Source organism: Blastococcus sp. TML/M2B, assembly GCF_016612865.1.
Lineage (GTDB): Bacteria > Actinomycetota > Actinomycetes > Mycobacteriales > Geodermatophilaceae > Blastococcus.
Genome location: NZ_JAENZZ010000001.1, coordinates 423,185 through 445,441 on the forward strand (window position 1 = coordinate 423,185; position 22,257 = coordinate 445,441).

The window sequence follows — 22,257 nt, forward strand, 5'->3', positions numbered from 1 at the left end:
ACGACCCGGAGGCCCGGTCCCCGCGAGGGGCCGGGCCTCCGGCGTTCCGGGGGACCCCTCCTTGCACTCGCCAGGGTCGAGTGCCAGACTCGTTTCTGGCACTCGGGGCTCCCGAGTGCCAATCAGGTCGGAACGGTGAGGCACTGGCGCGCGGACGCAAGGGAGTCCGCGTCCCCCGGTGTCGTCCGTCGCGGGCACCCACCCGGCCGTGCAGCGATCCATGCTCGGAGGACATCACCACATGGCCAAGATGATCGCGTTCAACGAAGAGGCGCGCCGCGGCCTCGAGCGGGGCATGAACACCCTCGCCGACGCCGTCAAGGTGACCCTCGGCCCCCGTGGCCGGAACGTCGTTCTTGAGAAGAAGTGGGGCGCGCCCACCATCACCAACGATGGTGTGAGCATCGCCAAGGAGATCGAGCTCGAGGACCCGTGGGAGAAGATCGGGGCCGAGCTCGTCAAGGAGGTCGCCAAGAAGACCGACGACGTCGCGGGTGACGGCACGACCACCGCCACCGTGCTGGCCCAGGCGCTCGTGCGCGAGGGTCTGCGCAACGTCGCCGCCGGCGCCAACCCGATGGCCCTGAAGAAGGGCATCGAGGCCGCCGTCGCGTCGGTCAGCGAGTACCTCCTCTCGACCGCCAAGGACGTCGAGACCAAGGAGCAGATCGCGGCCACCGCCTCGATCTCCGCCGCTGACCCGGCCATCGGCGAGCTCATCGCCGAGGCGATGGACAAGGTCGGCAAGGAAGGCGTCATCACCGTCGAGGAGAGCAACACCTTCGGCCTCGAGCTCGAGCTCACCGAGGGCATGCGCTTCGACAAGGGCTACATCTCGCCCTACTTCGTGACCGACACCGAGCGCATGGAGGCCGTCCTCGACGACCCGTACGTGCTCGTCGTCAACTCGAAGATCAGCACCGTCAAGGACCTGCTCCCGCTGCTGGAGAAGGTCATGCAGTCGGGCAAGCCGCTGGCGATCATCGCCGAGGACGTCGAGGGCGAGGCCCTCGCGACCCTGGTCGTGAACAAGATCCGTGGCACCTTCAAGTCCGTCGCCGTCAAGGCCCCGGGCTTCGGTGACCGCCGCAAGGCCATGCTGACCGACATCGCCATCCTCACCGGTGGCCAGGTCATCAGCGAGGAGGTCGGCCTCAAGCTCGACAACGCCGACCTCGAGCTGCTCGGCCGCGCCCGCAAGGTCGTCGTCACCAAGGACGAGACGACGATCGTCGAGGGTGCCGGGGACGCCGACCAGATCCAGGGCCGGGTCAACCAGATCCGCGCCGAGATCGAGAAGTCGGACTCCGACTACGACCGCGAGAAGCTGCAGGAGCGCCTGGCCAAGCTGGCCGGTGGCGTCGCCGTCATCAAGGCCGGCGCCGCGACCGAGGTCGAGCTCAAGGAGCGCAAGCACCGCATCGAGGACGCCGTGCGCAACGCCAAGGCCGCCGTCGAGGAGGGCATCGTCGCCGGTGGTGGCGTCGCTCTCGCGCAGGCCACGGCTGTCGCGTTCGACAAGCTCGAGCTCGAGGGTGACGAGGCCACCGGTGCCAACATCGTGCGCGTCGCGCTCGAGGCGCCGCTGAAGCAGATCGCCGTCAACGCCGGCCTCGAGGGCGGCGTCGTGGCGGAGAAGGTCCGCAACTCCGACACCGGGCACGGCCTCAACGCCGCCACCGGCGAGTACGTGGACCTGATCGCCGCCGGGATCATCGACCCCGCCAAGGTGACCCGCTCCGCGCTGCAGAACGCCGCCTCCATCGCGGCGCTCTTCCTCACCACCGAGGCCGTCATCGCCGACAAGCCGGAGAAGAACGCCCCGGCCGCCGGCGCCGGCGACATGGGTGGCATGGGCGGCATGGACTTCTGAGTCCAGCCCCCTGGCACAACGCACTGCCCGGCAGGGGCGGTCCGCTTCCGAGCGGGCCGCCCCTGTCGGCGTTCCCGGGCCCTGCCTCCCGCGCAACTGCGGGGAAACAGGGCTCTCAGCGGTGCCCGAGGGGCCAACTTCCCCGCAGTTGGGGACGACGGGCCCTTGTGCGGCGGAGGCGTCGCAGCCGGTCGCGCCGGGTAGGCGGCGTCGGTGACGGTGATCATCGGGACGTCGGGGTGGCAGTACCGCGACTGGCGCGGCGCCTTCTACCCGCCGAAGCTCGCCCAGCGGCTGTGGCTCGAGCACTACGTCGAGCACTTCGCCACCGTCGAGAGCAACAACGCCTTCTACCGGCTGCCCGAGCGGGCGACCTTCGAGCAGTGGCGCGACCGCACCCCGCCGGAGTTCCGGTGGGCGGTCAAGGCCAGCCGGTTCCTCACCCACATGAAGCGGCTGCGCGAGCCCGAGGAGCCGGTCGGCCGGCTGATGGAGCGCGCGGCGGGCCTGGGCGACAAGCTCGACACGATCCTGCTGCAGCTGCCGCCCACGCTGAAGGCCGATCCCGAGCTGCTGCGCGAGTGCCTCGCGCAGTTCCCGCCCGGCACGCGGGTGGCGGTCGAGCCGCGGCACGAGTCGTGGTGGACCGACGAGGTCCGCGCGCTGCTGGAGCGCTACGGAGCCGCGCTGTGCTGGGCCGACCGCGACGAGCAGCCGATCGCCCCGCTGTGGCGCACCGCCGAGTGGGGCTACCTGCGCTTCCACCACGGCTTCGAGGGCTGGGGGTACCGCGCGCAGACCCTGGAGCTCTGGGCCGAGCGGGTGGTCGGCACCTACGGCGACGCCGACGTCCTCGTGTACTTCAACAACGATCCGGGCTGCAACGCCGTCATCGATGCGGTGCGCTTCGCCGACGCCGTCCGCCGGGCCGGGGGGACGACGACCCGCGTGCCCACCGCCGAGCAGGCGACCGGCGCCGCGTGGCCGGTCCCCGTGCCGAAGGGCTAGAAGTCCGGGTCCTCGGCGTGCTGTACCCCGAGCTGGTCCGCGGCCCGGCCCAGCACGTCCTGGACGGCGAGCGTGTCGGCCAGCGGCATCACCGCGCTCTCGGTGCGGCCGGCGCGCAGGCACTCGACCACCTCGATCAGCTCGTGGGAGTACCCGGCGCCGGCCGGGGGGCGGGTGATCGTCTCGGGCTCCGCGCCGGCGCGGTGCAGCACGATCGTGGCCGGGTGGTGGAATCGCGGGAGGACGTCGATCCAGCCCGTCGTCCCGAACACCCGCGCCTGGCCGGGCAGCGCCTGCCGCAACGACGTGAGCAGCGTGGCGCTCCTGCCGTCGTCGTATCCCAGCAGCAGGCCGGCCTCGGCGTCGGCGCCGGTCTCGTAGCGCGAGCCGGTGGCCGTCACGGTGTCCGGCGTCCCGAGCAGCATCTGGGCGAAGGAGACGACGTAGACGCCCAGGTCGAGCAGCGCGCCCCCGCCGAGCTCGAGGGCGAAGAGCCGGTCGGCCGGGTCGTACTCGCGGGCGACGCCGAGGTCGGCCTGCACCGAGCGCACCTCGCCGATCGCGCCGTCGGCGACCAGCTCGCGCAGCGCGACGACCGCCGGCTGGAAGCGGGTCCACATCGCCTCCATGGCGAAGACGCCGGTCTCGCGGGCGAGGGCGACGACCCCGCGGGCCCCCGCGGGAGTGGCGGTGAACGACTTCTCCACCAGCAGGGCCTTCCCCGCGCGCAGGGCGGCGGCGGCGAAGGCGGCGTGCTGGGCGTGCGGGGTCGCGACGTACAGGACGTCGACGTCCGGGTCGGAGAGGATCGCGGCGTACGAGCCGTGCGCGCGGTCGATGCCGTGCCGGGCGGCGAACGCGTCGGCGCGGTCCTGGGACCGGGAGGCGACGGCCACGACGCGGGCGTCCGGGACGTGCGCGAAGTCCGGCAGCACGCTCTCCGCGATGCGGCCCGGCCCGACGACGCCCCAGCGGATCTCGGTGGTCACCGGGCCGACGGTAGCGGGGAGCCGAAACGGAGCAGGTTGCCGTCCGGGTCGACGTGCGCGCCCTCGCGCAGGCCGTAGTCCGTGTCGACCGGGGTGGTCGTCCGCGGGACGCCGGCCCAGCGCTGCGCGAGGGCGTCGGCGTCGGGCACGTGCAGGTAGGCGGCAGCCGCGGTGCGCAGCGGGTCGTGCCCCTCCGTGACGACGAGGTGCAGCTCGACCCCGGCCCACGCCGCGAAGCCGTAGCCGTCGTCGTGGGCCGACACCGACCAGCCCAGGGCGGCGTAGTGCGCCAGCGCCCGGGGCAGGTCGGTGACCGGGAAGATCGGCGAGACCTGGACTTCCGGGTGCTCGGGCGCCATGGCGGGCAGACTGGCACGGTGACCGTGCTGATCGACACCCCCGTGTGGCCGTGGCGGGGCCGACGCTGGATCGCACCTGGTCAGCGACGTGTCCTACGAGGAGCTGCACGCCTTCGTCGAGGTCGAGCTGGGCATCCCGCGGCGGGCGTTCCAGGGCGACCACTACGACGTCCCGGAGGACCTGTACGACGTCGCGGTCTCGGCCGGGGCGACGCCGGTCGAGTGCCGGGAGCTGCTCAGCCGGCTGCTGGCGGCGGGGTTGCGGGTCCGGAAGCCGCGCGGGCCCGCAGCAGGCTGATCTCGGCGGCCAGGTTCGCCCGCGCCCTCGGCTCCCAGGTGCCCGCGACCGCGGGCAGCCGGTAGAGCCGGGGCAGCGCGAGCAGCTGCTCGAGGACGGCGATCCGGCCGGCGGTGAACTGCTCGTCGGGCACGTGGCCGTACTCCTCGCGCACCGCCGAGGCGTAGGCGGCGTAGGCCTCCGGCGGGGAGGCGAGCACCGCCAGATCTGCGTCGCAGAGCACCGCGCCGTTGGCGTCGCCGGGCTCGACGGCGTGCCCGGCGGTGAGCAGCACCAGGCGCTCCACCTCGGCGATCCGCTCGTCGGGGACCAGCCCGCGCAGCCCGGCCCGGGCCCGCCCGGCGCTCACCGCCTCGTTGTCGTTCCGCGTCGGGTCGTAGACGACGTCGTGGTACCAGGCGGCGAGCCGCACCGCGTCCGGGTCGCTCGCGGCGTCGGCCAGCTGCTCGACGATGCCGAGGACGGCGGCCAGGTGGGCGAGGTCGTGGTAGCGGCGGTGCGGCTCGCCCCAGGCGCGGACGAGGGCTGCCCACTCGGTGCGCGAGGTGGGGGAGTCGCCGGCCAGCGCCGCCCAGGCCGGGAAGTCGACGCTCATCGGAACCCGCAGGTGCGCAGCGCGAGCAGCGCGAAGGCGCGGGCCGCGGTGACGACCTCGGCGATCGGCACCCGCTCGTCGGGGCCGTGCGCGAGGTGCAGGTCCCCGGGGCCGAAGTGCAAGGTCGGGACGGCCGCGGCGGCGTAGAGCCGGAGATCGGTGCCGGCCGGGAGCGCCCGCTCGGGCGGCACCCCGCCGCCGGCGTCCTCGACCGCGCCGCGGACGGCGGGCAGCAGCGGGGAACCCTCGGGCAGCGCGCCGCTGGCGAACGCGCCGCCGGTCCAGGCCAGACCGACGGGGTGCTCGGCCAGCCACGGGTGCGCCGCGCAGATCGCGGTCAGCCGTCGAGCGAACGCCCGCTTCGCCTGCGCGACCGGTTCGCCGATCCGAACCCCGTAGCGGCCCTCGGCGGTGAGCCGGTCGGGCACGGAGCTGGCCCAGTCGCCGGCCTGCACCCGCCCGATCGACAGGCCGTACGGGAAGCGCGCGTCGCCGAACCGCGGATCGGCGTCCCGCTGCCGCTCGGCCTCGAACTCCAGCAGCCCCGCGTGGACGACGGCGAACAGCTCGACGGCGCTCACCCCGCGGTCGCGCATCGCAGCGTGCGCGGCCCGCCCGGTCACCTCCAGCCGGAAGGTGAGCGCGCCCGCGTGCGCGGTGACGACCGCACCCGCCGTCGGCTCGGGGATGACGCACAGGTCGCCGGTGTGCCCGCGGCGCAGCGCGGCCCAGGCGCCCAGGCCGCCGTCCTCCTCGCCGACGACGCCGTGCAGCGCGAGCGGGCGGCGCAGCCGCACCCCCGCCGTCCCCAGGGCGGCGACGGCGGCCAGCGAGGCGACGACGCCGGCCTTCATGTCGCACGCGCCGCGGCCGTGCAGCTCGCCGCCGGCCAGCCGGGGCTCGAACGGGTCGCCGGGCCAGCGCGCCGGATCACCGGGCGGGACGACGTCGGTGTGGCCGGCGAGCACCAGCGCGGGCGTGCCGTCGTCGGCACCGGGGACCGTGCCGACCACGCCCCACGCCTCGCTCCGCTCGACCTCCTGGCCGGGGGCGTCCTCCGCCTGCGCCGCCTCGGCCAGGTCGATCGGCCACAGGTCGACGTCGCAGCCCAGCTCGGTGAGCCAGCCGGCCAGCAGGTGCTGGATCTCGCTCTCGGCCGGGGTACCGCCCACCGACGGGACGCGGACCAGCGCGGAGAGCCGCTCGACCACCCAGCGCTCGTCGACCGCTGCCAGCACCCGCTCCTCGACGGCGGTCAGCGGCGGCACGTCGCCGAGTCTGGCACGGCGCCCCCGCTGGGATCAGGTCACCTGATCGTCGAGCGTCCTCCCTCAGCGCGCACCGTGGGGGAGGAGGCGCTGCGGTGAGGGAGGACGGCGTCCCGGCGTCCGACGGCTACCGTGCGCGCGTGACTCAGCCACCGCCCCCTCCGGGCTGGTACCCCGATCCCTCCGGCGCGACCGGCACCCGCTGGTGGGACGGGCAGGGCTGGACCGAGCACGTCCAGCAGGCAGCACCGCCCCCGCCGGCGGCGTCGCCGGCACCCGGGGGCGCCGGCCCGTCCCTCTACGAGCAGCCGGTCCTGCTGGTGAACCAGAAGACCAAGCTCGTCGAGCTCACCAACGAGTACGCCGTGCTCGACGGCCAGGGCACCCAGATCGGCGCCGTCGTCCAGGTCGGGCAGAGCGCGGTGAAGAAGGCCGTGCGGCTGTTCAGCAACCTCGACCAGTTCCTCACCCACCGGCTCGAGGTGCGCGACGCCACCGGGCCGGTCCTCGTGCTGACCCGACCGGCGAAGTTCGTGAAGTCGCGGGTGGTCGTCCAGCGGCCGGACGGCAGCCCGATCGGCGAGATCGTGCAGGCGAACGTCTTCGGGAAGATCGGCTTCGACCTCGTGTCCGGCGGCCAGCTGGTCGGCGCCATCCAGGCGGAGAACTGGCGGGCCTGGGACTTCGCGATCACCGACGCGGCGGGCACCGAGGTCGCTCGGATCACGAAGAAGTGGGAGGGCCTGGCGCGCACGCTGTTCACCACGGCCGACCGCTATGTCGTCCTCGTGCACGCCCGGTTGCCGGAGCCGCTGGCCAGCCTGGTGCTGGCCTCCGCGCTCACCGTCGACACCGCCCTGAAGCAGGACGACCGCGGCTTCAACTAGGACTGCTCACGACAGCACCGCGGAGGAGCGGCGCGTACCCTGGGAGCGGTCCGGGCCGGGTGCCACGTGCCCCCGGGTGCCATTTGGTTACGCCTTCACGGACTACCGCCCCGACCTCGGTCGGGGGCCTGGAGCCGTGTTGTGCTTTTCGCCGCGAGGCGGCCGTCACCCGGTCCGGACCTCCACGCACACGTCGGGCCCCGTCCGTGCGGACGGGGCCCTTCGTCGTCGTGGTCAGGCGCCGGTCAGTAGGTCTCCTCGGTGGTGCTGCGCCGCACCGGCGCGGCGCCGGGTTCGGCGTAGGCGTCGGTGCGGGTGACCCGGCGCTGCCGCGGGCCCCAGACGGCGAGCTCGAGGACGATGCCCAGCGCGCCGACGATCATGAGGATCCACCCGACCACCTGCAGGTCGAGGCCGCTGATGTCCACGTCCAGGGCGAAGGTCAGGATCGCGCCGAGCGCGAGCAGGACGATGCCGGTTCCGAGCCTCATGCCGTACTCCCTGTGCTGGCGGCCGGGCGCACCCGGGCCGACGGCGGGCGCCGCGGACGCCTGGTTGCCCTCCGGCTCCGCCGGGAACCGCCCGGGCCGCCGATGTCCCCCGAACGGGGGTGCCGTCTGAGGGCCTCAGACGACGGGCTGCCCGCGGAACTGCGTGACCTACCGATGCCGGACAGGGGGCCTCAGCACGAACGTCGTCGTCATCGAACCGAGGACGACGGAAGGCACGACGATGACCACCCTGCACTACAGCAACCCGGCGCTCGAGGCCGAGCTCGCCTACCGGCGGGAGGTGCTGACCGCGGCCGGCGCCGGCACCCGGTCCCGGCCCAACCCGTGGTTCCGCGCCCGCCGGCGTCGGCGCTGACCACCCCGGCGCTGCCGGCCGCTGCCGCTGGGCGCCCCGGAACCCGCTCGGTCCCGTCGGATGCCCGTGCCACGATCATCGCCGTGCCGCACCGGGACGACGCGCCGATGGTGGGACGGGCCGCCGAGCTCGCCCGCCTGTTGGCGACCCTCGACCGCGCCGCCACCGGGCGGTCGGGGGCCGTTCTCCTGTCCGGCGACGCGGGCGTAGGGAAGACCCGGCTGCTCGACGAGCTCACCGCCCGGGCCGAGCAGCGCGGGTTCCGGGTGCTCACCGGGCACTGCGTCGACCTGGGCGACGTCGGCCTGCCCTACCTGCCCTTCGTGGACCTCCTGCGCCCGGTGGCCGCCGATCCCGAGCCGGCCCCGGTCGCGGCGACGAGCGCCGTCCTGGCCCCGCTGTTCGCCGGCCGGCCGGTGGCTGCGCCGCCGCCGGCGGTGCCGGAGGCGCGCGATCTCGGGCGAGAGCTGCCGCACCGCGCGGCGCCCCCGCCGGTCGACGACGGCCGGCTCCAGCTGTTCGAGGCGGTCGCGGCCCTGGTCTGCGAGCTCGCCGGGCAGGAGCCGCTGCTGCTGGTGCTGGAGGACGTGCACTGGGCCGACCGGTCGAGCCGCGACCTGCTGCGCTACCTGCTGGCCCGGTTCAGCGACGAGCGCGTCGCGGTGGTCGCCTCCTACCGCGCCGACGACCTGCACCGGCGGCACCCGCTGCGCCCGCTGCTCGCAGAGCTGGTCCGGCTGCCCGCGGTGGAGCGGCTGGAGCTCGGCCCGCTCCCGGACGACGACGTCGGCGCGCTGGTGCGCCGGCTGGCGGCGGACGCGGGGGTGCTCCCCGACTCCGTCGTCGACGACGTCGTCACCCGGGCCGAGGGCAACGCCTTCTACGCCGAGGAGCTGCTGGCGGCGGGGCTGCACGGGGAGGTGCTGCCGCTGGGCCTGACCGACGTGCTGCTCGCCCGCGTGGAGCAGCGCTCGCCCGCGACCCAGCAGGTCGTGCGGGTCGCCGCCGTCGCCGGCCGGCGGGTGCGGCACGAGCTGGTGGCGGCGGTCAGCGGACTGGCGGACGGCGACCTGGAGGCCGCGCTCGCCGAGGCGGTGCACCACTACCTGCTGGTGGTCTCCGACGACGGCCGCTACCGGTTCCGGCACGCGCTGCCTCCGCGAGGCGGTGCTGGCCGACCTGCTGCCGGGGGAGCGGGTGCGGCTGCACGCGGAGATCGCCGCCTACCTGGCCCGCGACCCGGCCGCCGGCACCGCGGCCGAGCGCGCCCACCACGCGCGGGAGAGCAACGACCTGCCGGGCGCGTTCGAGGCGTCCCTGGCGGCGGCGGCCGCGGCGCGCGGTGTCGGCGCCCCCGCCGAGCAGCTGCAGCACCTGGAGGCGGCGCTGGCGCTGTGGTCGGCGGTGCCGGACGCCGAGGAGCGGGCGGGCCGCGACCAGGCGGCGCTGCTGCTGGAGACGGCGGCGAGCGCGCGCACCGTGGGGGAGTCCCACCGCGCCGTCGCCCTGCTGCGGGCCGCGCTGCAGGTGCTGGGTCCCGACGGCGACCCCGCCGTCCGGGCGCGGATCCACTACACGCTGGCCCAGGCGATGGTCCGGGTCGAGGACGACGCGGGGGCCTACCGAGAGAGCGCCGCGGCGATGGCGCTGGTGCCCGCGCAGCCGCCGTCGGAGGCGCGCACCTGGGCGGCTGCGACGCACGCGCGGATGAGCTACTCCGTCGGCCGGCTGGACGAGGCGGACGCCACGGCGGAGGAGGCCCTGGCGGCCGCGGACGCGCTGGGCTTCGACGGAGCGTGGGCCGACATCGCGGTCACCCAGGTGCGGGCGCGGCCCGGTGCCGACCCCGTCGTGGTGCGGGCGCGGCTGGACGAGGCGCTGGCGCGGGCGGCCCGGTCCGGCGACGTCGAGGTCGAGATGCGGGTGCTGTTCAACCTGGCGACGGTCACCTTCGAGGCCGGGTGCATCGCCGAGGCGCTGGAGTGGACGCGGCAGGGCACCCGGCGGGCCCGTGACCTCGGCGTCGAGTGGTCGTACTACCCGGCCGAGCTGCGGCACCTGCACGTGACGGCGCTGTACATGGCCGGCGACTGGGACGGCAGCCTGGCCGAGGCCGACGTGCTGGCGCGCGTGCCCGACATGTCCGCGCACGTGCGGGCCGACGGGCTGCTCGTGCTGGTCGGCCGGGGCGATCCGTCCGCCCGGGCGCGGATCGACTGGGCCCGTGGGCTGATCCCGCGGCTGAGCGCGCACGTGCTGCTCGACCTGGTCACGGCGGGCTCGGAGATCGACCTGGCCGCGTGGGAGGGCCGGCCCCGGGACGCCGTCGACGTCGCGCTGGCGAGCTACCGGCGGCTGCGGCAGGAGTGGGACGACGACCACCTCGGCGTGCTGCGTCTGGCCGGCAGCGCGCTCGCACCGGTCGCCGATGCCGCCGTCGCCGCGCGGAGGGGCGGCGACGCCGAGGCCGAGGCCCGCTGGCGAGGCGAGGGCGAGGAGCTGGTCGAGGCCGCGCACTCCGCCGTCGAGATCTACCGCGGGACGTACGGCGACACGATGGGCGTCGAGGCGCGGGCGTGGCTGGCCCGGGTCGCGGCGGAGGCCGCCCGCGTTCGGGACGAGCCGGCGGTCGAGCCGTGGCGCGCGGCGGTCGAGGCGTTCGGCTTCGGGCACGTCTACGAACAGGCGCGGTCCCGGTGGCGGCTGGCCGAGGCGCTGCTGGCGGCCGGCGACCGCGCGGGGGCGGCCGAGCAGGTGGCGCTCGCGCACGAGGTCGCCGTCCGGTTGGGGGCGCAGCCGCTGCGGACCGCGCTCGAGGCGCTGGCCCGCCGCGGCCGGCTCGACGTCGCCGGGGTGCGGCCGGTGGAGGTGAGCGCGGTGCTGACCACTCGCGAGGCCGAGGTGCTGCGGCTGCTCGCGCTGGGCCGGACGAACAAGCAGGTCGGCGCGGAGCTCTACATCAGCGAGAAGACGGCCAGCGTGCACGTCAGCAACATCCTGGCGAAGCTGGGCGCCGGCGGCCGCACCGAGGCGGTCGCCATAGCGGCGGCGCGAGGTCTGCTGCCGGTGGAGTCCTAGCCGCTCTGTCGGTCAGGAGTCGGAGGATCTCCTCGTCCGACCGGCCGCCGGCGCATCTGTGGAAGAACGGCCGGCGTGTGGACGGCGGCCCCGCCGGGGTCGACTGCTGAGTTGCGGTCGCCGACACGGGCGGACGCGCCGCAGCGAGCGACATCAGGTCAGCAGTCGGCGACGGGGCGCCCTCAGAGCATGGTGCGGAGGCGCTCCCGCCGGGCGCGGAGCACGTCGACCGACGCCGACGCCGACGGCGGGCCGGGCACCGACTGCCGCAGCTGCGTGTGCACCACGGCCTGCGGCTGCGCGGTGCGCGCGGCGACCCGGTTCACCAGCTTGTTGATCTCCCGGCGCAGCTCGGCGGCGTCGCGCCACGAGCGGCCGGCGTCGTCCTCGTCGGGGTGGTCCTCGACGACCATGAAGTCGTCGGCGTCCGCGCGGTGGCTGGCCGCGATCCGCAGCCGCAGCTCCTCGTCGCGCTTGGAGAGCAGCTCGGCGGTCTGGGCCGGGGTGAGCAGCCCGGGGATGCCGAGGAACTCCTCCTCTTCCTCGCCGACGACCACGGTCGGGCCGGAGCCCTCGCCGGTGTGCGCCGTCCCGCTGTGCAGCACGTGCGCGAAGCGGGCGTCGGCCTCGAGGGCCTCCCACTGCTTCTGCTCGCCCTCGCGGGGCTCCCGCGGCGGCAGGTCCAGCGCCTCGAGCTCCTCCTCGGGCTGGGTGCGCGGCGGCGGCATGACGTGGTTGCGCTGTTCCTCCATCGACGCGGCCAGTGACAACAGCGGCCGGACGGCGGGCAGGAAGACGGTCGCCGACTCGTGCGGCGCCCGCGAGCGGACGACGCGGCCGACGGCCTGGGCGAAGAAGAGCGGCGTCCGGTAGGAGGTCATCCAGGCCAGGACGGCGGCACGCGGGACGTCGACGCCCTCGGAGATCATGCGGACGCAGACGGCGATGCGCGCCGACCCGGTCGCGAAGCGCTCGATCTTCTTCGACGCCTTCGGGTCGTCGGAGAGGATCAGCTCGGCCGCCTTGCCGGTCACCCGGCGGACGATCTTGGCGTAGGCGCGGGCGTCGTCCTGGTCGCTGGCGAGGATCAGCCCGGCGGCGTCGGGCATGCCGTTCTCGCGCAGGTGGGTGATCCGGTCGTCCATCGCGGCGATGACGTGCGGCACCCACTGGCCCTTGGGGTCCAGCGCCGTCCGCCAGGCCTGCATCTCGACCGACCGCGTGCCGGCCTCCGACAGGGAGGCGGCGACCACCTCGCCGGCGGAGTTCCGCCAGCGCGAGGTGCCGGTGTAGGCGGCGAAGACGACGGGGCGGACGACGTTGTCGGCCAGCGCCTCCTTGTAGCCGTAGGTGTAGTCCGCGCGGCTGACCAGGCCGACGCCGCGCTCGCCGCCGTCGCCCTCGAAGGTGTCCTCCTCGTAGCGGACGAAGGGGATGCGCTCGTCGGGCTTGGTGCGGAACGGCGTCCCGGTCAGGCACAGCCGGCGCGCGGCCCGGCCGAACGCCTCCTCGGAGGCCTCGCCCCAGGAGAGCCCGTCGCCGGCGTGGTGCACCTCGTCCAGGATGACCAGCGTCTTCACCGAGGTGCAGCGGGCGGCGTGCAGCATCGGCTTGCCGGCGACCTGCGCGTAGGTGGTCACGTACCCCTGCGTGCCCGCGCGGACGGGGCCGACGGCGTTGGTGAGGCCGGGGTCGAGCACGATGCCCATCGCGTCGGCGGCGTCGGCCCACTGGAGGCGCAGGTGGTCGGTCGGGCAGACGACGACGACCCGCGCGACCTCACGGCGGGCGAGCAGCCGCGCGGCGAGTGTCAGGGCGAACGTGGTCTTGCCGGCGCCGGGAGTCGCGGTGACGAGGAAGTCCTTGGGGGAGGTCTCCTCGTACTGCTCGAGGGCGGTGCGCTGCCACGCCCGGAGCGGCCGGCTGTTCGTCTGCGGGCTCAAGGCCTCCGCTCGTGCTGCGCTCCCCATGTCGGGGTCCATTCTGGCTGCCGCGAGGGCAACACGCCCAACCCGGGTCCTGCCGCGTGCCCCGGCCCCGGCGGCGTATGGAGCGCCGCGACGGGTCGCTGACCTGCGGGCGATGCGATCCACCCGGCGAGTCCTGTGGTGATTCCCATCCTGTGAGGGACGGATACGTCACGCCCCGCCGGTCACATCGTTCCCGGCCGCCTCGGGATGCGCGGAAAAGTGTCGGTGGTCGATCGTATGTTCGAACACATGAGGGACGGCGGGACGACGGCGAGGCCCACGGCGGGGTGGGCGTCCGGGCCGCTCGGTGCCGTCCAGGCGGCCGATCGCGAGATCTCGCGGCAGACCGCGGTGCGGGCCCGCGCGGTCGCGGCCTTCGCTGCCACCCGCCCGGCCTCGGCCGACCGCCCCGCCGATGTGCCCGGGTCGATGAGCGAGGAGCGGCGGGCGGCCCGGCCCCAGGTGCTCGCCGACGTGAGCGAGTGGGTCGGGGACGAGCTCGCGCTCGCGCTGGAGGTCAGCGGCTCGGCGGCCGAGACGCTGCTGGAGCGGTCGCTCACCCTCGTGCACCGGCTGCCGCGCACGCTCGAGGCGCTGGAGTCCGGGCGGCTGCACGTCGGCCACCTGTTCCCGGTGCTGGAGCGGGTGGGCCCGATCGCGGACGACCGGAAGCGGGCCGAGCTGGAGGCACGGCTGCTCGCCTGGATGGAAGGGCGGGTGACGACGCCGGCGCAGCTGGCCGCGAAGGCCCGCCGCCTGGGACTGCTGGTCGATGCGCGGGACAGCGCGCGCCGGCTGGCCGAGGCGGTGCGGCGGCGCGGGGTGCACGTCCGGCCCGACCGGGACGACGGGATGGCGCAGGCGGTGGCGCTGCTGACCGTGCCCGAGGCGGCGGCGCTGGTCGACGCGCTGGGCCGGTACGCCGACGCCCTCGACGAGCCGGGCGACGAGCGCACCCGCGGCCAGAAGATGGCCGACTGCCTGCTGGACCTGGTGCTGCGGCCGGGGGAGTCGGACCTCGCGCCGGTCCAGGCGCACCTGACCGTGGTCGCCGCGGTGTCCACGCTGCTCGGCGGGGATCAGCCGGGCGAGGTCGCCGGCCAGGTCGTCCCCGCGGAGGTGGTGCGCGCGCTCGCCCGGGCGCTGGGGCTGCTGCCCGAGGAGGACGCAGACGTCGGCGACGGGCCCGGTTGCGCCGCCGACGCGGGCGAGGAGGCCGATGGCGAGGGTGACGTGACCCGTCCCGACGGCGATCCACTGGATGTCGATCCACCGAGCGCCGATCCACCGGGCGCTGCTCCACCGGGCGCTACTCCACCGGGCGCTGCTCCGCCGGGCGCTGCTCCGCCGGGCGCTGCTCCGCCGGGCGCTGCTCCACCGGGCGCTGCTCCACCGGGCGCTGCTCCACCGGGCGCTGCTCCACCGGGCGCTGCTCCACCGGGCGCTGCTCCACCGGGCGCTGCTCCACCGGGCGCAGAGGCGTCGCGGGAGGAACGTCCCGACGCAGGCACCGTGGCGGCGCTCGTGCCCGCGGCATCCGCGTCGGCGATGGAACGCGCGCTCGCGGAGTGGTGGCGCGACGTCGAGAAACGCGCGGTGGTCGAGGAGTGGGGCGCCCGCGGGAGGCCGGTCTTCGAGTACGACGGCGTGCTCCACGCGGCCCGATCGCGACCCCCGGATCCAGCGGGTGGGGGAGGTCCACCCGCCGCCGCGCTGACGTCGCCGGGCGCCACGACCGCAGCCGCACCGGATCCGCCAGCCGCCTCGTCGGACCCGCCGACGTGGGCAGCGGCCGACGCGGCGGTGGACGCGGCGGGACGAGCGCTTCTCGAGTTCGACCGCGCGGTCGGCCGGGCGGCGACCGAGGTCCGGCGGGCCGAGGTGGCCGATGCCGCTGACGAGGCGGCGTGGCAGGGCTCGCCCGCGGGGCGGGTCTCAGCCGCTCCCGACGCGCTCGAGGCGCTCCGGGCAGCCAGTGCTGGGCAGCGGGCCGCGCTGGCCCGGTTGCTCCAGGCGACCGCGGGAGGAGGGCTGGCGGAGCGACCGCGGATCGCCGTGGTCGACGCGCTCACGGGCGCCCTGGTGGCGCTCGCGGACAGCCGCGAGCTCCGTCGGGGTGGAGCGCTCGGACCGCCGCCCCCGTCACCGGGCTACCGGCCGGGAGCGGCGCTCGAACGCTACCTGCGCGCCCGGGACCGGCGGTGCCGGCTGCCGGGCTGCCGGCGACCGGTGCCGCGCGGCGGGGAGCTCGACCACAGCCGGCCCTGGCCGGACGGGCCGACCAGCGCGGCCAACCTCGCCGGCTACTGCACCCCGCACCACCGCGGCAAGCACCAGGCCCCGGGCTGGCGGCACGTGCTGGCGCCCGACGGCACGCTCACCGTGACGACGCCGTCCGGGCTGCGGGCGCGCAGCGCCCCGCCGCCGTTCTGACCGGGGTCACGGCGGCGGGGCAGCTGAGCGGCGAGGAGGTGAGTCAGTGCGGGTGGAGCAGTAGAGCGGGATGGCGTCAGCCCTTGGCCGGACGGTCCTCGAGGATCCGCTCGGCGAAGCGCCAGCCCGCGTCGGTCTTCACGTACTTGTCCACGTAGCGCGGGGCGCCGGCGAGGATCCAGTTCCCCTCGACCGCGGCCAGCAGGATCATGTCGGCGGCGCCGTGGGCCTCGGTCGCGGAGTCGAGCGTGACGGTGTGCCCGCCCATGACGTGCCGCAGCTTCATGCTCGAGGTCACGCCGGTGATCCACTCGGTCAGCGCAGCGCGGCCTTCGAGGGGCTGCCCGCCGGCCTCCATGCGCGCGTCCTCGACGAACAGCTCGGTCCACTCCTGGATCCGGGTGTCGTCGGTGTGCTGGGCGTACTGCGCGACCAGGTTGCGGATCTCGTTCTGCGCGACCAGCTGCTGGATCTCGTCCATGGGTGCATGCCTCTCGGAGTGGGGACCGGTGGGCAGGAACCTACGGCGCAGCCCTGACCAGCAGTGACCGGGGTCTCAGTCGGCGGGCTCGTCCACCCAGTCCGGGCCGTTGACCTCGCCGCGGCCGGCCAGGTCGGCGGCGTCGACGATCGTGTACGCGTACCCCTGCTCGGCGAGGAAGCGCTGCCGGTGCGCGGCGTACTCGCTGTCCAGGGTGTCCCGGCTGACCACGCTGTAGAAGTGCGCCTGCCGCCCGTCGGCCTTGGGCCGCAGCAGCCGGCCCAGCCGCTGCGCCTCCTCCTGCCGCGACCCGAACGTCCCCGACACCTGCACGGCGACGGCCGCCTCGGGCAGGTCGATGGAGAAGTTCGCGACCTTGGAGACCACCAGCGTCCGGATCTCCCCGGCGCGGAAGGCGTCGAACAGCTTCTCGCGCTCGCGGTTGGTCGTGGACCCCTGGATGACCGGGGCGTCCAGCGCGGCGCCGAGCTCCTCGAGCTGGTCGAGGTAGGCGCCGATCACCAGCGACGGCTCGTCGGGGTGCCGCTCCAGCACGCGTCGGATCACCGGCAGCTTCGACTGCGCCGTCGCCGCGATCCGGTACCGCTCCTCCGGCTCGGCGACCGCGTAGGTCATCCGCTCCTCGTCGTCGAGCGACACCCGCACCTCGATGCACTCCGCCGGCGCGATGTAGCCCTGCGCCTCGATGTCCCGCCACGGGGCGTCGTACCGCTTCGGCCCGATCAGCGAGAAGACGTCGTCCTCCCGGCCGTCCTCGCGCACCAGCGTCGCGGTGAGCCCCAGCCGGCGGCGGGACTGCAGGTCGGCGGTCAGCCGGAAGATCGGCGCCGGCAGCAGGTGCACCTCGTCGTAGACGATCAGGCCCCAGTCCTGCGCGTCGAACAGGTCCAGGTGGATGTACTCGCCCTTCCGGCGGGTCGTGATCACCTGGTAGGTCGCGATGGTGACCGGGCGGATCTCCTTGCGCTCGCCCGAGTACTCGCCGATCTCCTCCTCGGTGAGCGAGGTGCGCGCGATGAGCTCGCGCTTCCACTGCCGCCCGGCGACCGTGTTCGTCACCAGGATCAGCGTGGTCGCCTTCGCCTCGGCCATCGCCGCCGCGCCGACCAACGTCTTCCCCGCACCGCACGGCAGGACGACGACGCCCGAGCCGCCCGCCCAGAACCCGTCCACCGCCTCCTGCTGGTAGTCGCGCAGGTTCCAGCCGGACTCGTCGAGGTGGATCGGGTGCGCGGTGCCGTCGACGTACCCGGCGAGGTCCTCCGCCGGCCAGCCGATCTTGAGCAGCGCCTGCTTCAGCCGCCCGCGCTCGGCGGCGTGCACGACGACGGTGTCCTCGTCGATGCGGGCGCCCAGCATCGGGGCGACCTTCTTCGAGCGGACGACCTCCTCCAGCACCGCGCGGTCGGTGGAGGTCAGCACGAGCCCGTGCACCGGGTTGTTCGCCAGCGTCAGCCGGCCGAAGCGGTCCATCGTGTCGGCGACGTCGACCAGCAGCGCGTGCGGCACCGGGTAGCGCGAGTACCGCACCAGCGCGTCGACGACCTGCTCGGCGTCGTGCCCCGCGGCGCGGGCGTTCCACAGCGCCAGCGGGGTGACCCGGTAGGTGTGCACGTGCTCGGGGGAGCGCTCCAGCTCCGCGAAGGGAGCGATCGCCGACCGGCACTCCTTGGCCAGCGGGTGGTCGACCTCGAGCAGCAGCGTCTTGTCGGACTGGACGATCAGGGGGCCGTCAGACACGCGTTCAGCGTCCTTCGTTCGGGGATTTCGGCGCGGGCGAGCGCGCCGGACTGCCCAGGTTAACGCCGCGGAGGGGCGGTCCCTTCCGCCTTCGGGGCTCGGCTGCGCAGCCCCCCGGCTCAGATCCAGTCGCGCCGCAGCGGTGGCTGCTCACCCCCGGGCCGGCGCAGCAGCACCTGGTTCAGGCCCAGCTCCCCGCTCTCGAAGGCCAGCGCGCACGCGGCCATGTACAGCCGCCACACCCGCGCCCGCCCGGGGCTCGACGCGGCGACGGCGGCGTCCCAGTGCGCCTCGAGCCGGCGCACCCAGGCCCGCAGCGTCAGCGCGTAGTGCTGCCGCAGCGCCTCGACGTCGAGCACCTCCAGGGCGCCGCCGGCCTCGAGCAGCCCGACCGTCTCGCCCAGCCCGAGCAGCTCCCCGTCGGGGAAGACGTAGCGCGCGATGAAGGTGTCGGGGTTCCACGTCGCGGTCCCGGCGTTCCAGGCGATCGCGTGGTTGAGCAGCCGCCCGCCGGGGCGCAGCAGGTCGTGCAGCTGCCGGGCGTAGGCGGGCATGTGGGCGCGGCCCACGTGCTCGGACATGCCGATCGAGGCGATCGCGTCGAACGGGCCGTCGTCGACCGCGCGGTAGTCCTGCACCCGGATCTCGATGCGGTCGGTCAGCCCGGCCTCGGCGACCCGCTTGCGCGCCAGCTGCGCCTGCTCCTCCGACAGCGTGATGCCGACGACGGTGGCGCCGCAGCGCTGCGCGGCGTGGATCGCCAGGCCGCCCCAGCCGCACCCGACGTCCAGCAGCCGGTCGCCCCCGCTCAGCCCGAGCTTCCGGCAGACCAGGTCGAGCTTCGCCTCCTGGGCCGCCTCCAGGCCGACGTCGGGAGAGGCCCAGACCGCGCAGGAGTAGACCATCGACGGCCCGAGGACGAGCTCGTAGAACTCGTTGCCGACGTCGTAGTGGTGCGCGATCGCCGCGGCGTCCCGGCCGCGGGAGTGCCGCCGGCCGACGCGGCCCAGGTCGACCTCCTCCGCGGGTGGCGCGGGCTCGGGGCCGACCGCGCCCAGCCGCAGCGCCGTGCCGGCCAGGGCCAGCCGCTCGCGCGCGGTGGGCGTCGGGACGGACCCCTTCTCGGCCAGCCGGCCGACCGAGCGCAGCGCGTCGAAGGTCTCGAAGACGTCGTCCTCGATCTCGATCTCGCCGGCGACGTAGGCCCGGCCCAGGCCGAGCTGCCCCGGCGACCACGCCAGCCGTCGCAGCGCCCGGCGCGAGCGCACCGCGACGACCGGGGCCCCCGGCGGGCCCGCGACCGAGCCGTCCCACCCGCGCAGCCGCAGCGGGAGCTGCTGCGTCCCGAGCACGAGGCCCAGGGCCTCCGCCAGCCGGTCGGCCACCGTCCGTCGTGCCATCACTGCTCCTCACCGCGGCATCGCTGAGCGGTGGCGGGATCCTCCCGCAGCGCGCTGGGGGAGGGGAAGCGGCGGGGACGCGCCGGGCGCAGGTCAGGCGGGAGCGGGGGCGCCGTCGTCCTCGACGAGCGCGACCGAGGTGATCCGGTGGACGGCGAACGTCCGGCTCTCCCCGCGGCGCTCGTCGAAGCCCTGCAGGAAGCCGCCGACCAGCGACACCGGCTGCACCACGCGCTGGCTGCCGCTGCCCTGGGCGTCGACGTAGCCCAGCCACACCGGCGTCCCCTCGCGGACGGCCCGGGACAGCAGCTCCAGCGTCGACGCCGTCGTCACGCCCGGCACCTGGCGGACCGCCTCGCCGCGGCGGGCGGCGACGGCGGCGTCGCCCGCGCGGATCTCCCGCACCGTGGCGGCCAGCTCGTCGGGCGTCAGCGGCCGCGGTGCGGACGGGCCCTCGCTGCCGGTCCGGCGGCCGGCGGCGCGGGGCCGCCCGGGCGGCCGGGTCAGGACGGCGCCGCCCGGGTTCTCCCCGGCCGGGGCGTACCCCGCCGCGCGCAGCACCGTGAGGACCTCGTCCGCGCCCAGGCCGCTCACCAGCACGCCCGGCGCCAGCCGGCGCAGCTCGGCCGGCGCCGTCCGCCGGTCGCCGAGCACCTGGGAGAGCAGCCCGTGGTCGTCGGAGCGCACGTAGCTCTCGATCGCGCCGACCCGCAGCCGGCCGTGCTGCCGCGCGATGTCGTCGACCAGGTAGTCCAGCGCCTGCGGCACGGGGGTGCGCGAGGCCCGCGCGAAGAAGTCGTGCAGGTCCGACGCCGACCAGCCGGCGTCCAGCGCCCGGCGCACGCTGGACTCCGAGACGCGGAATACCGTCGCGCCGCCGGAGGACTCCACGTCGGCGACGACGGAGAGCGTGTCGGCCAGTTCGGCGACCAGCGGGCCGGGCGCGATCAGCGAGAGGTCCGGCTGGGCGAGCACGTGGTCGACCGGCGCGGGCAGCAGTCCGCGCATGCCGGCGGCTGCGCCGTCCTCGCCGCCGGCCAGTAGGCCGCGCCCCCCGGAGGAGAGCACCCCGCCGACCAGCACGCCGAGCCGCGCCGCCTCGGCGAGCATGCCGGGCACCGGTGCCAGCCGGTCGGCCCGCCGCGGCGTGCGCCAGCGCAGCAGCGCGACCAGGTCGTCGGCGCCCAGCCCCGCGCCGGGCGGGTGCTCGGCGAGCGCGGCCAGCGCCGAGCGGCGGATGGTCGGCGCGGTGTGCCGCACGAGGTCGGGGGAGAGCGCGTTGGCGGCCTTGCCGGCGACGTCGCGCTGACCGACGAGGGCGGGCAGCCGGATGCCGGCCAGCCAGCCCGCCGCCAGCACCGCCCAGCGGTCGGCGAGGTCCTGCTCCCGCCAGATGTCGTAGCCGCGGGTGGGCAGCCACTCGTCGCGGTGCGGGCCGCCGACGTCGAGCAGCCCCGCGGCCAGTGCCAGCTCCAGCAGCCAGGCCGCCTCGGGCTCGGGCACGTGCAGCTCCCGCGCCAGCCGCTTCTGGTCCCGCACGGCCACCCCGCCGCTGCGCAGCAGCCCGGCCGGCTCCTCCTCGAGCAGCGCGAGCAGCTCGCCGATCCGGCCCACCGACTCCATCGCCGCGCCGGCAGCCTGCCGGTCCACCGTCTGCGGATCGCGGGTGGTCACCGCCGGCTCGGGCCGCAGCCGCGGCGGGCCGTAGGGGCGGTCGCCGCGCAGCAGCAGGCCGACCTCGCGGGGCAGCTCCACGTTCAGCGCGTCGATCCGCGCCAGCAGGCCGCGCTGCAGCAGCCGCCGGGCGGGGGAGTCCGCGCCGCCGGCGCTGTCGGGCAGGTGGCCGACCGGGCGGTCGCTGGCCAGCCGCTCCAGCACCTGGCGCTCGTCGTCGTCGAGACCGTCCAGCACCGCCGGCAGGTCGGCGGGCAGCTGCACCCGCAGGTCGACGGCGCGGCGGCCGAGCCCGGCCGGGTGCCGCACCGCGCGCCGCACCGGGTCCGGAGCGCGCAGCACCTCGTCGCCCCACAGCAGTGCCCGGTCGGTCAGCGCGGTCAGCGCCGCGGTCAGCACCGCCCCGGGGACGTCGGGCAGCGCGGCGACCACCTCGTCCGGCGAGACCCCGTCGGTGGGCGCGAGCAGCACCACGTCGAGCACCTGCAGCGTCCCGGCGTCGAGCTCGTCCAGGGCCCGGTCGACCGACACCGGCACGGCCAGCCGGCCGGCGAGAGCGACGACGTCCGAGGGCGCGGGCCGGGCGACGTCGGGGCGCGCGGCCAGCAGGGCAGCGAGCTGGTCGTCGTCGCGGGTGCGCAGCCAGGCGGCAAGCGTCGGCGGAGGGGCGGCGGGCATCCGGACCACGTTACGACGCGCGCGGGGAGCGGCGCCGTGCGGTGCGGCCGGGGCGTCGGGGAAGATGGGCGCCATGTCCAAGCGCAACGCGAAGAACGCCCACCTGGTCGAGCCCACCTGGGGCGAGTCCGAGGACGGCGGCCCGCCGCTCACCGAGCTCTCGGCGTCCGTCGCCGGTGGCCTGTCGCCCTTCGGCCAGGACCACGGCTTCCCGATGCCGGTCGAGCTGGTCCGCTACGCGCACCCGACGGACAAGCCCAACCGCGCCGGCGTGCAGCTCCCCGAGAACCGCTGAGCGCCCCGGCCGCCCGCCTCAGGCCCGCGCGCTCGAGGCGGGCGCCAGCCGGACGATCAGCTTCGAGACCAGGTTCCCGCCGACCACCCAGATCAGCGCGGCCAGCGCGTCGTTGATCGTCTCCCCGACCTTGGGGTCGGAGGGCTGGAACAGGTCCTTGGTGAACCAGCCGAAGCTGTCGCGGATGCCCGCGGTGAACTCCACCAGCGGGTTCGTGGGGTTCGCCTCGAAGAAGACGAACACCGCGTGGGCCACGATCAGGGCACCGACCACCGACGCCACCACCCGGACGACGGTGGCCAGCAGGGTGAAGATGCGCGTCGAGCCGGTCGCTGCCATGGCG

18 protein-coding genes and 1 pseudogene are annotated in these 22,257 nt (G+C 75.5%); 8 read left to right on the forward strand and 11 right to left on the reverse strand.

All coding sequences use genetic code 11. From position 1 onward, the window contains the following. Positions 1-241: 241 nt before the first annotated feature. Together groL and JKP75_RS02005 are read left to right on the forward strand one after the other, a co-directional pair. Positions 242-1,873, forward strand: a complete 1,632-nt coding sequence (gene groL, locus JKP75_RS02000; RefSeq protein WP_200489392.1) for a chaperonin GroEL — start codon at positions 242-244, stop codon at positions 1,871-1,873. Between the two features lie 213 nt (positions 1,874-2,086). Further along, complete coding sequence (locus JKP75_RS02005) at positions 2,087-2,881, forward strand: DUF72 domain-containing protein (protein ID WP_200489391.1); 795 nt, start codon at positions 2,087-2,089, stop codon at positions 2,879-2,881. On the opposite strand, the gene JKP75_RS23625 is transcribed toward JKP75_RS02005, so the two are convergent. Continuing rightward, a complete protein-coding gene (locus tag JKP75_RS23625; RefSeq protein ID WP_200492722.1) occupies positions 2,878-3,870 on the reverse strand; it encodes a Gfo/Idh/MocA family protein in 993 nt (330 codons plus the stop codon). The two genes, JKP75_RS02005 and JKP75_RS23625, sit on opposite strands and share 4 nt — an antisense overlap. Then, complete coding sequence (locus tag JKP75_RS20145; RefSeq protein ID WP_200489390.1) at positions 3,867-4,229, reverse strand: VOC family protein; 363 nt, start codon at positions 4,227-4,229, stop codon at positions 3,867-3,869. The genes JKP75_RS23625 and JKP75_RS20145 overlap by 4 nt, the downstream gene beginning before the upstream one ends. 88 nt (positions 4,230-4,317) lie before the next feature. Between JKP75_RS20145 and JKP75_RS20150 the strand changes: the two genes are divergently transcribed. Then, the gene (locus JKP75_RS20150) at positions 4,318-4,527 is read left to right on the forward strand and encodes a DUF4031 domain-containing protein (RefSeq protein ID WP_309229437.1); all 210 of its coding nucleotides are present in this window, start codon (positions 4,318-4,320) and stop codon (positions 4,525-4,527) included. On the opposite strand, the gene JKP75_RS02025 is transcribed toward JKP75_RS20150, so the two are convergent. Together JKP75_RS02025 and JKP75_RS02030 are read right to left on the reverse strand one after the other, a co-directional pair. Then, positions 4,466-5,122 (reverse strand): metal-dependent phosphohydrolase, encoded by a 657-nt coding sequence (locus tag JKP75_RS02025; protein ID WP_200492723.1) that lies wholly within the window; start codon positions 5,120-5,122, stop codon positions 4,466-4,468. The genes JKP75_RS20150 and JKP75_RS02025 overlap by 62 nt on opposite strands. Then, the gene (locus JKP75_RS02030) at positions 5,119-6,390 is read right to left on the reverse strand and encodes an ArgE/DapE family deacylase (RefSeq protein WP_200492724.1); all 1,272 of its coding nucleotides are present in this window, start codon (positions 6,388-6,390) and stop codon (positions 5,119-5,121) included. The genes JKP75_RS02025 and JKP75_RS02030 overlap by 4 nt, the downstream gene beginning before the upstream one ends. Before the next feature lie 140 nt (positions 6,391-6,530). Here JKP75_RS02030 and JKP75_RS02035 point away from each other — a divergent pair, with 140 nt between their 5' ends. Next, on the forward strand, positions 6,531-7,277 hold the full coding sequence (locus JKP75_RS02035; protein WP_200489388.1) for a phospholipid scramblase-related protein: 747 nt from the start codon (positions 6,531-6,533) through the stop codon (positions 7,275-7,277). Positions 7,278-7,522: 245 nt separating this feature from the next. On the opposite strand, the gene JKP75_RS02040 is transcribed toward JKP75_RS02035, so the two are convergent. Then, on the reverse strand, positions 7,523-7,768 hold the full coding sequence (locus JKP75_RS02040; protein WP_200489387.1) for a DUF6458 family protein: 246 nt from the start codon (positions 7,766-7,768) through the stop codon (positions 7,523-7,525). Positions 7,769-8,251: 483 nt separating this feature from the next. Between JKP75_RS02040 and JKP75_RS23280 the strand changes: the two are divergent. Beyond that, positions 8,252-8,752: pseudogene (locus tag JKP75_RS23280) on the forward strand (AAA family ATPase); the annotation flags it as partial. 559 nt (positions 8,753-9,311) lie between these two features. Next, positions 9,312-11,222: a response regulator transcription factor gene (locus JKP75_RS23285; RefSeq protein WP_309229438.1), complete on the forward strand. Its 1,911-nt coding sequence runs from the start codon at positions 9,312-9,314 to the stop codon at positions 11,220-11,222. Positions 11,223-11,404: 182 nt separating this feature from the next. Here the strand turns inward: JKP75_RS23285 and JKP75_RS02055 are convergent, their stop codons facing one another. Continuing rightward, positions 11,405-13,165: a DEAD/DEAH box helicase gene (locus JKP75_RS02055; RefSeq protein WP_242471156.1), complete on the reverse strand. Its 1,761-nt coding sequence runs from the start codon at positions 13,163-13,165 to the stop codon at positions 11,405-11,407. A 276-nt stretch (positions 13,166-13,441) separates the two neighbouring features. On the opposite strand from JKP75_RS02055, the gene JKP75_RS20160 reads away from it, so the two are divergent. Continuing rightward, the gene (locus JKP75_RS20160) at positions 13,442-15,625 is read left to right on the forward strand and encodes an HNH endonuclease signature motif containing protein (RefSeq protein ID WP_242471155.1); all 2,184 of its coding nucleotides are present in this window, start codon (positions 13,442-13,444) and stop codon (positions 15,623-15,625) included. 76 nt (positions 15,626-15,701) lie between these two features. On the opposite strand, the gene JKP75_RS02065 is transcribed toward JKP75_RS20160, so the two are convergent. From JKP75_RS02065 to JKP75_RS02080, 4 genes are all read right to left on the reverse strand, one after another. Then, positions 15,702-16,106 carry a nuclear transport factor 2 family protein gene (locus JKP75_RS02065; RefSeq protein WP_200489385.1) on the reverse strand — a complete coding sequence of 135 codons (405 nt, stop codon included), beginning with the start codon at positions 16,104-16,106 and terminating at the stop codon, positions 15,702-15,704. 75 nt (positions 16,107-16,181) lie between these two features. Beyond that, a complete protein-coding gene (locus JKP75_RS02070) occupies positions 16,182-17,867 on the reverse strand; it encodes a DNA repair helicase XPB (protein ID WP_200489384.1) in 1,686 nt (561 codons plus the stop codon). Positions 17,868-17,986: 119 nt separating this feature from the next. Further along, positions 17,987-19,267 carry a cyclopropane-fatty-acyl-phospholipid synthase family protein gene (locus tag JKP75_RS02075; protein ID WP_200489383.1) on the reverse strand — a complete coding sequence of 427 codons (1,281 nt, stop codon included), beginning with the start codon at positions 19,265-19,267 and terminating at the stop codon, positions 17,987-17,989. A gap of 93 nt (positions 19,268-19,360) precedes the next feature. Next, positions 19,361-21,619: a helicase C-terminal domain-containing protein gene (locus JKP75_RS02080; protein ID WP_200489382.1), complete on the reverse strand. Its 2,259-nt coding sequence runs from the start codon at positions 21,617-21,619 to the stop codon at positions 19,361-19,363. Positions 21,620-21,692: 73 nt separating this feature from the next. Here JKP75_RS02080 and JKP75_RS02085 point away from each other — a divergent pair, with 73 nt between their 5' ends. Then, positions 21,693-21,914 carry a hypothetical protein gene (locus tag JKP75_RS02085; RefSeq protein WP_200489381.1) on the forward strand — a complete coding sequence of 74 codons (222 nt, stop codon included), beginning with the start codon at positions 21,693-21,695 and terminating at the stop codon, positions 21,912-21,914. A gap of 18 nt (positions 21,915-21,932) precedes the next feature. Here the strand turns inward: JKP75_RS02085 and JKP75_RS02090 are convergent, their stop codons facing one another. Next, on the reverse strand, positions 21,933-22,253 hold the full coding sequence (locus tag JKP75_RS02090) for a hypothetical protein (protein ID WP_200489380.1): 321 nt from the start codon (positions 22,251-22,253) through the stop codon (positions 21,933-21,935). Between the last annotated feature and the right edge of the window lie 4 nt (positions 22,254-22,257).

Excerpts from the sequence above, each read along its gene's own strand:
- groL (WP_200489392.1), top strand. The coding sequence starts at position 242 with ATGGCCAAGATGATCGCGTTCAACGAAGAGGCGCGCCGCGGCCTCGAG.
- JKP75_RS02080 (WP_200489382.1), bottom strand. The coding sequence starts at position 21,619 with ATGCCCGCCGCCCCTCCGCCGACGCTTGCCGCCTGGCTGCGCACCCGC.
- JKP75_RS02090 (WP_200489380.1), bottom strand. The coding sequence starts at position 22,253 with ATGGCAGCGACCGGCTCGACGCGCATCTTCACCCTGCTGGCCACCGTC.
- JKP75_RS02075 (WP_200489383.1), bottom strand. The coding sequence starts at position 19,267 with ATGGCACGACGGACGGTGGCCGACCGGCTGGCGGAGGCCCTGGGCCTC.
- JKP75_RS02065 (WP_200489385.1), bottom strand. The coding sequence starts at position 16,106 with ATGGACGAGATCCAGCAGCTGGTCGCGCAGAACGAGATCCGCAACCTG.
- JKP75_RS02040 (WP_200489387.1), bottom strand. The coding sequence starts at position 7,768 with ATGAGGCTCGGAACCGGCATCGTCCTGCTCGCGCTCGGCGCGATCCTG.
- JKP75_RS20160 (WP_242471155.1), top strand. The coding sequence starts at position 13,442 with ATGAGGGACGGCGGGACGACGGCGAGGCCCACGGCGGGGTGGGCGTCC.
- JKP75_RS02085 (WP_200489381.1), top strand. The coding sequence starts at position 21,693 with ATGTCCAAGCGCAACGCGAAGAACGCCCACCTGGTCGAGCCCACCTGG.
- JKP75_RS20145 (WP_200489390.1), bottom strand. The coding sequence starts at position 4,229 with ATGGCGCCCGAGCACCCGGAAGTCCAGGTCTCGCCGATCTTCCCGGTC.
- JKP75_RS02025 (WP_200492723.1), bottom strand. The coding sequence starts at position 5,122 with ATGAGCGTCGACTTCCCGGCCTGGGCGGCGCTGGCCGGCGACTCCCCC.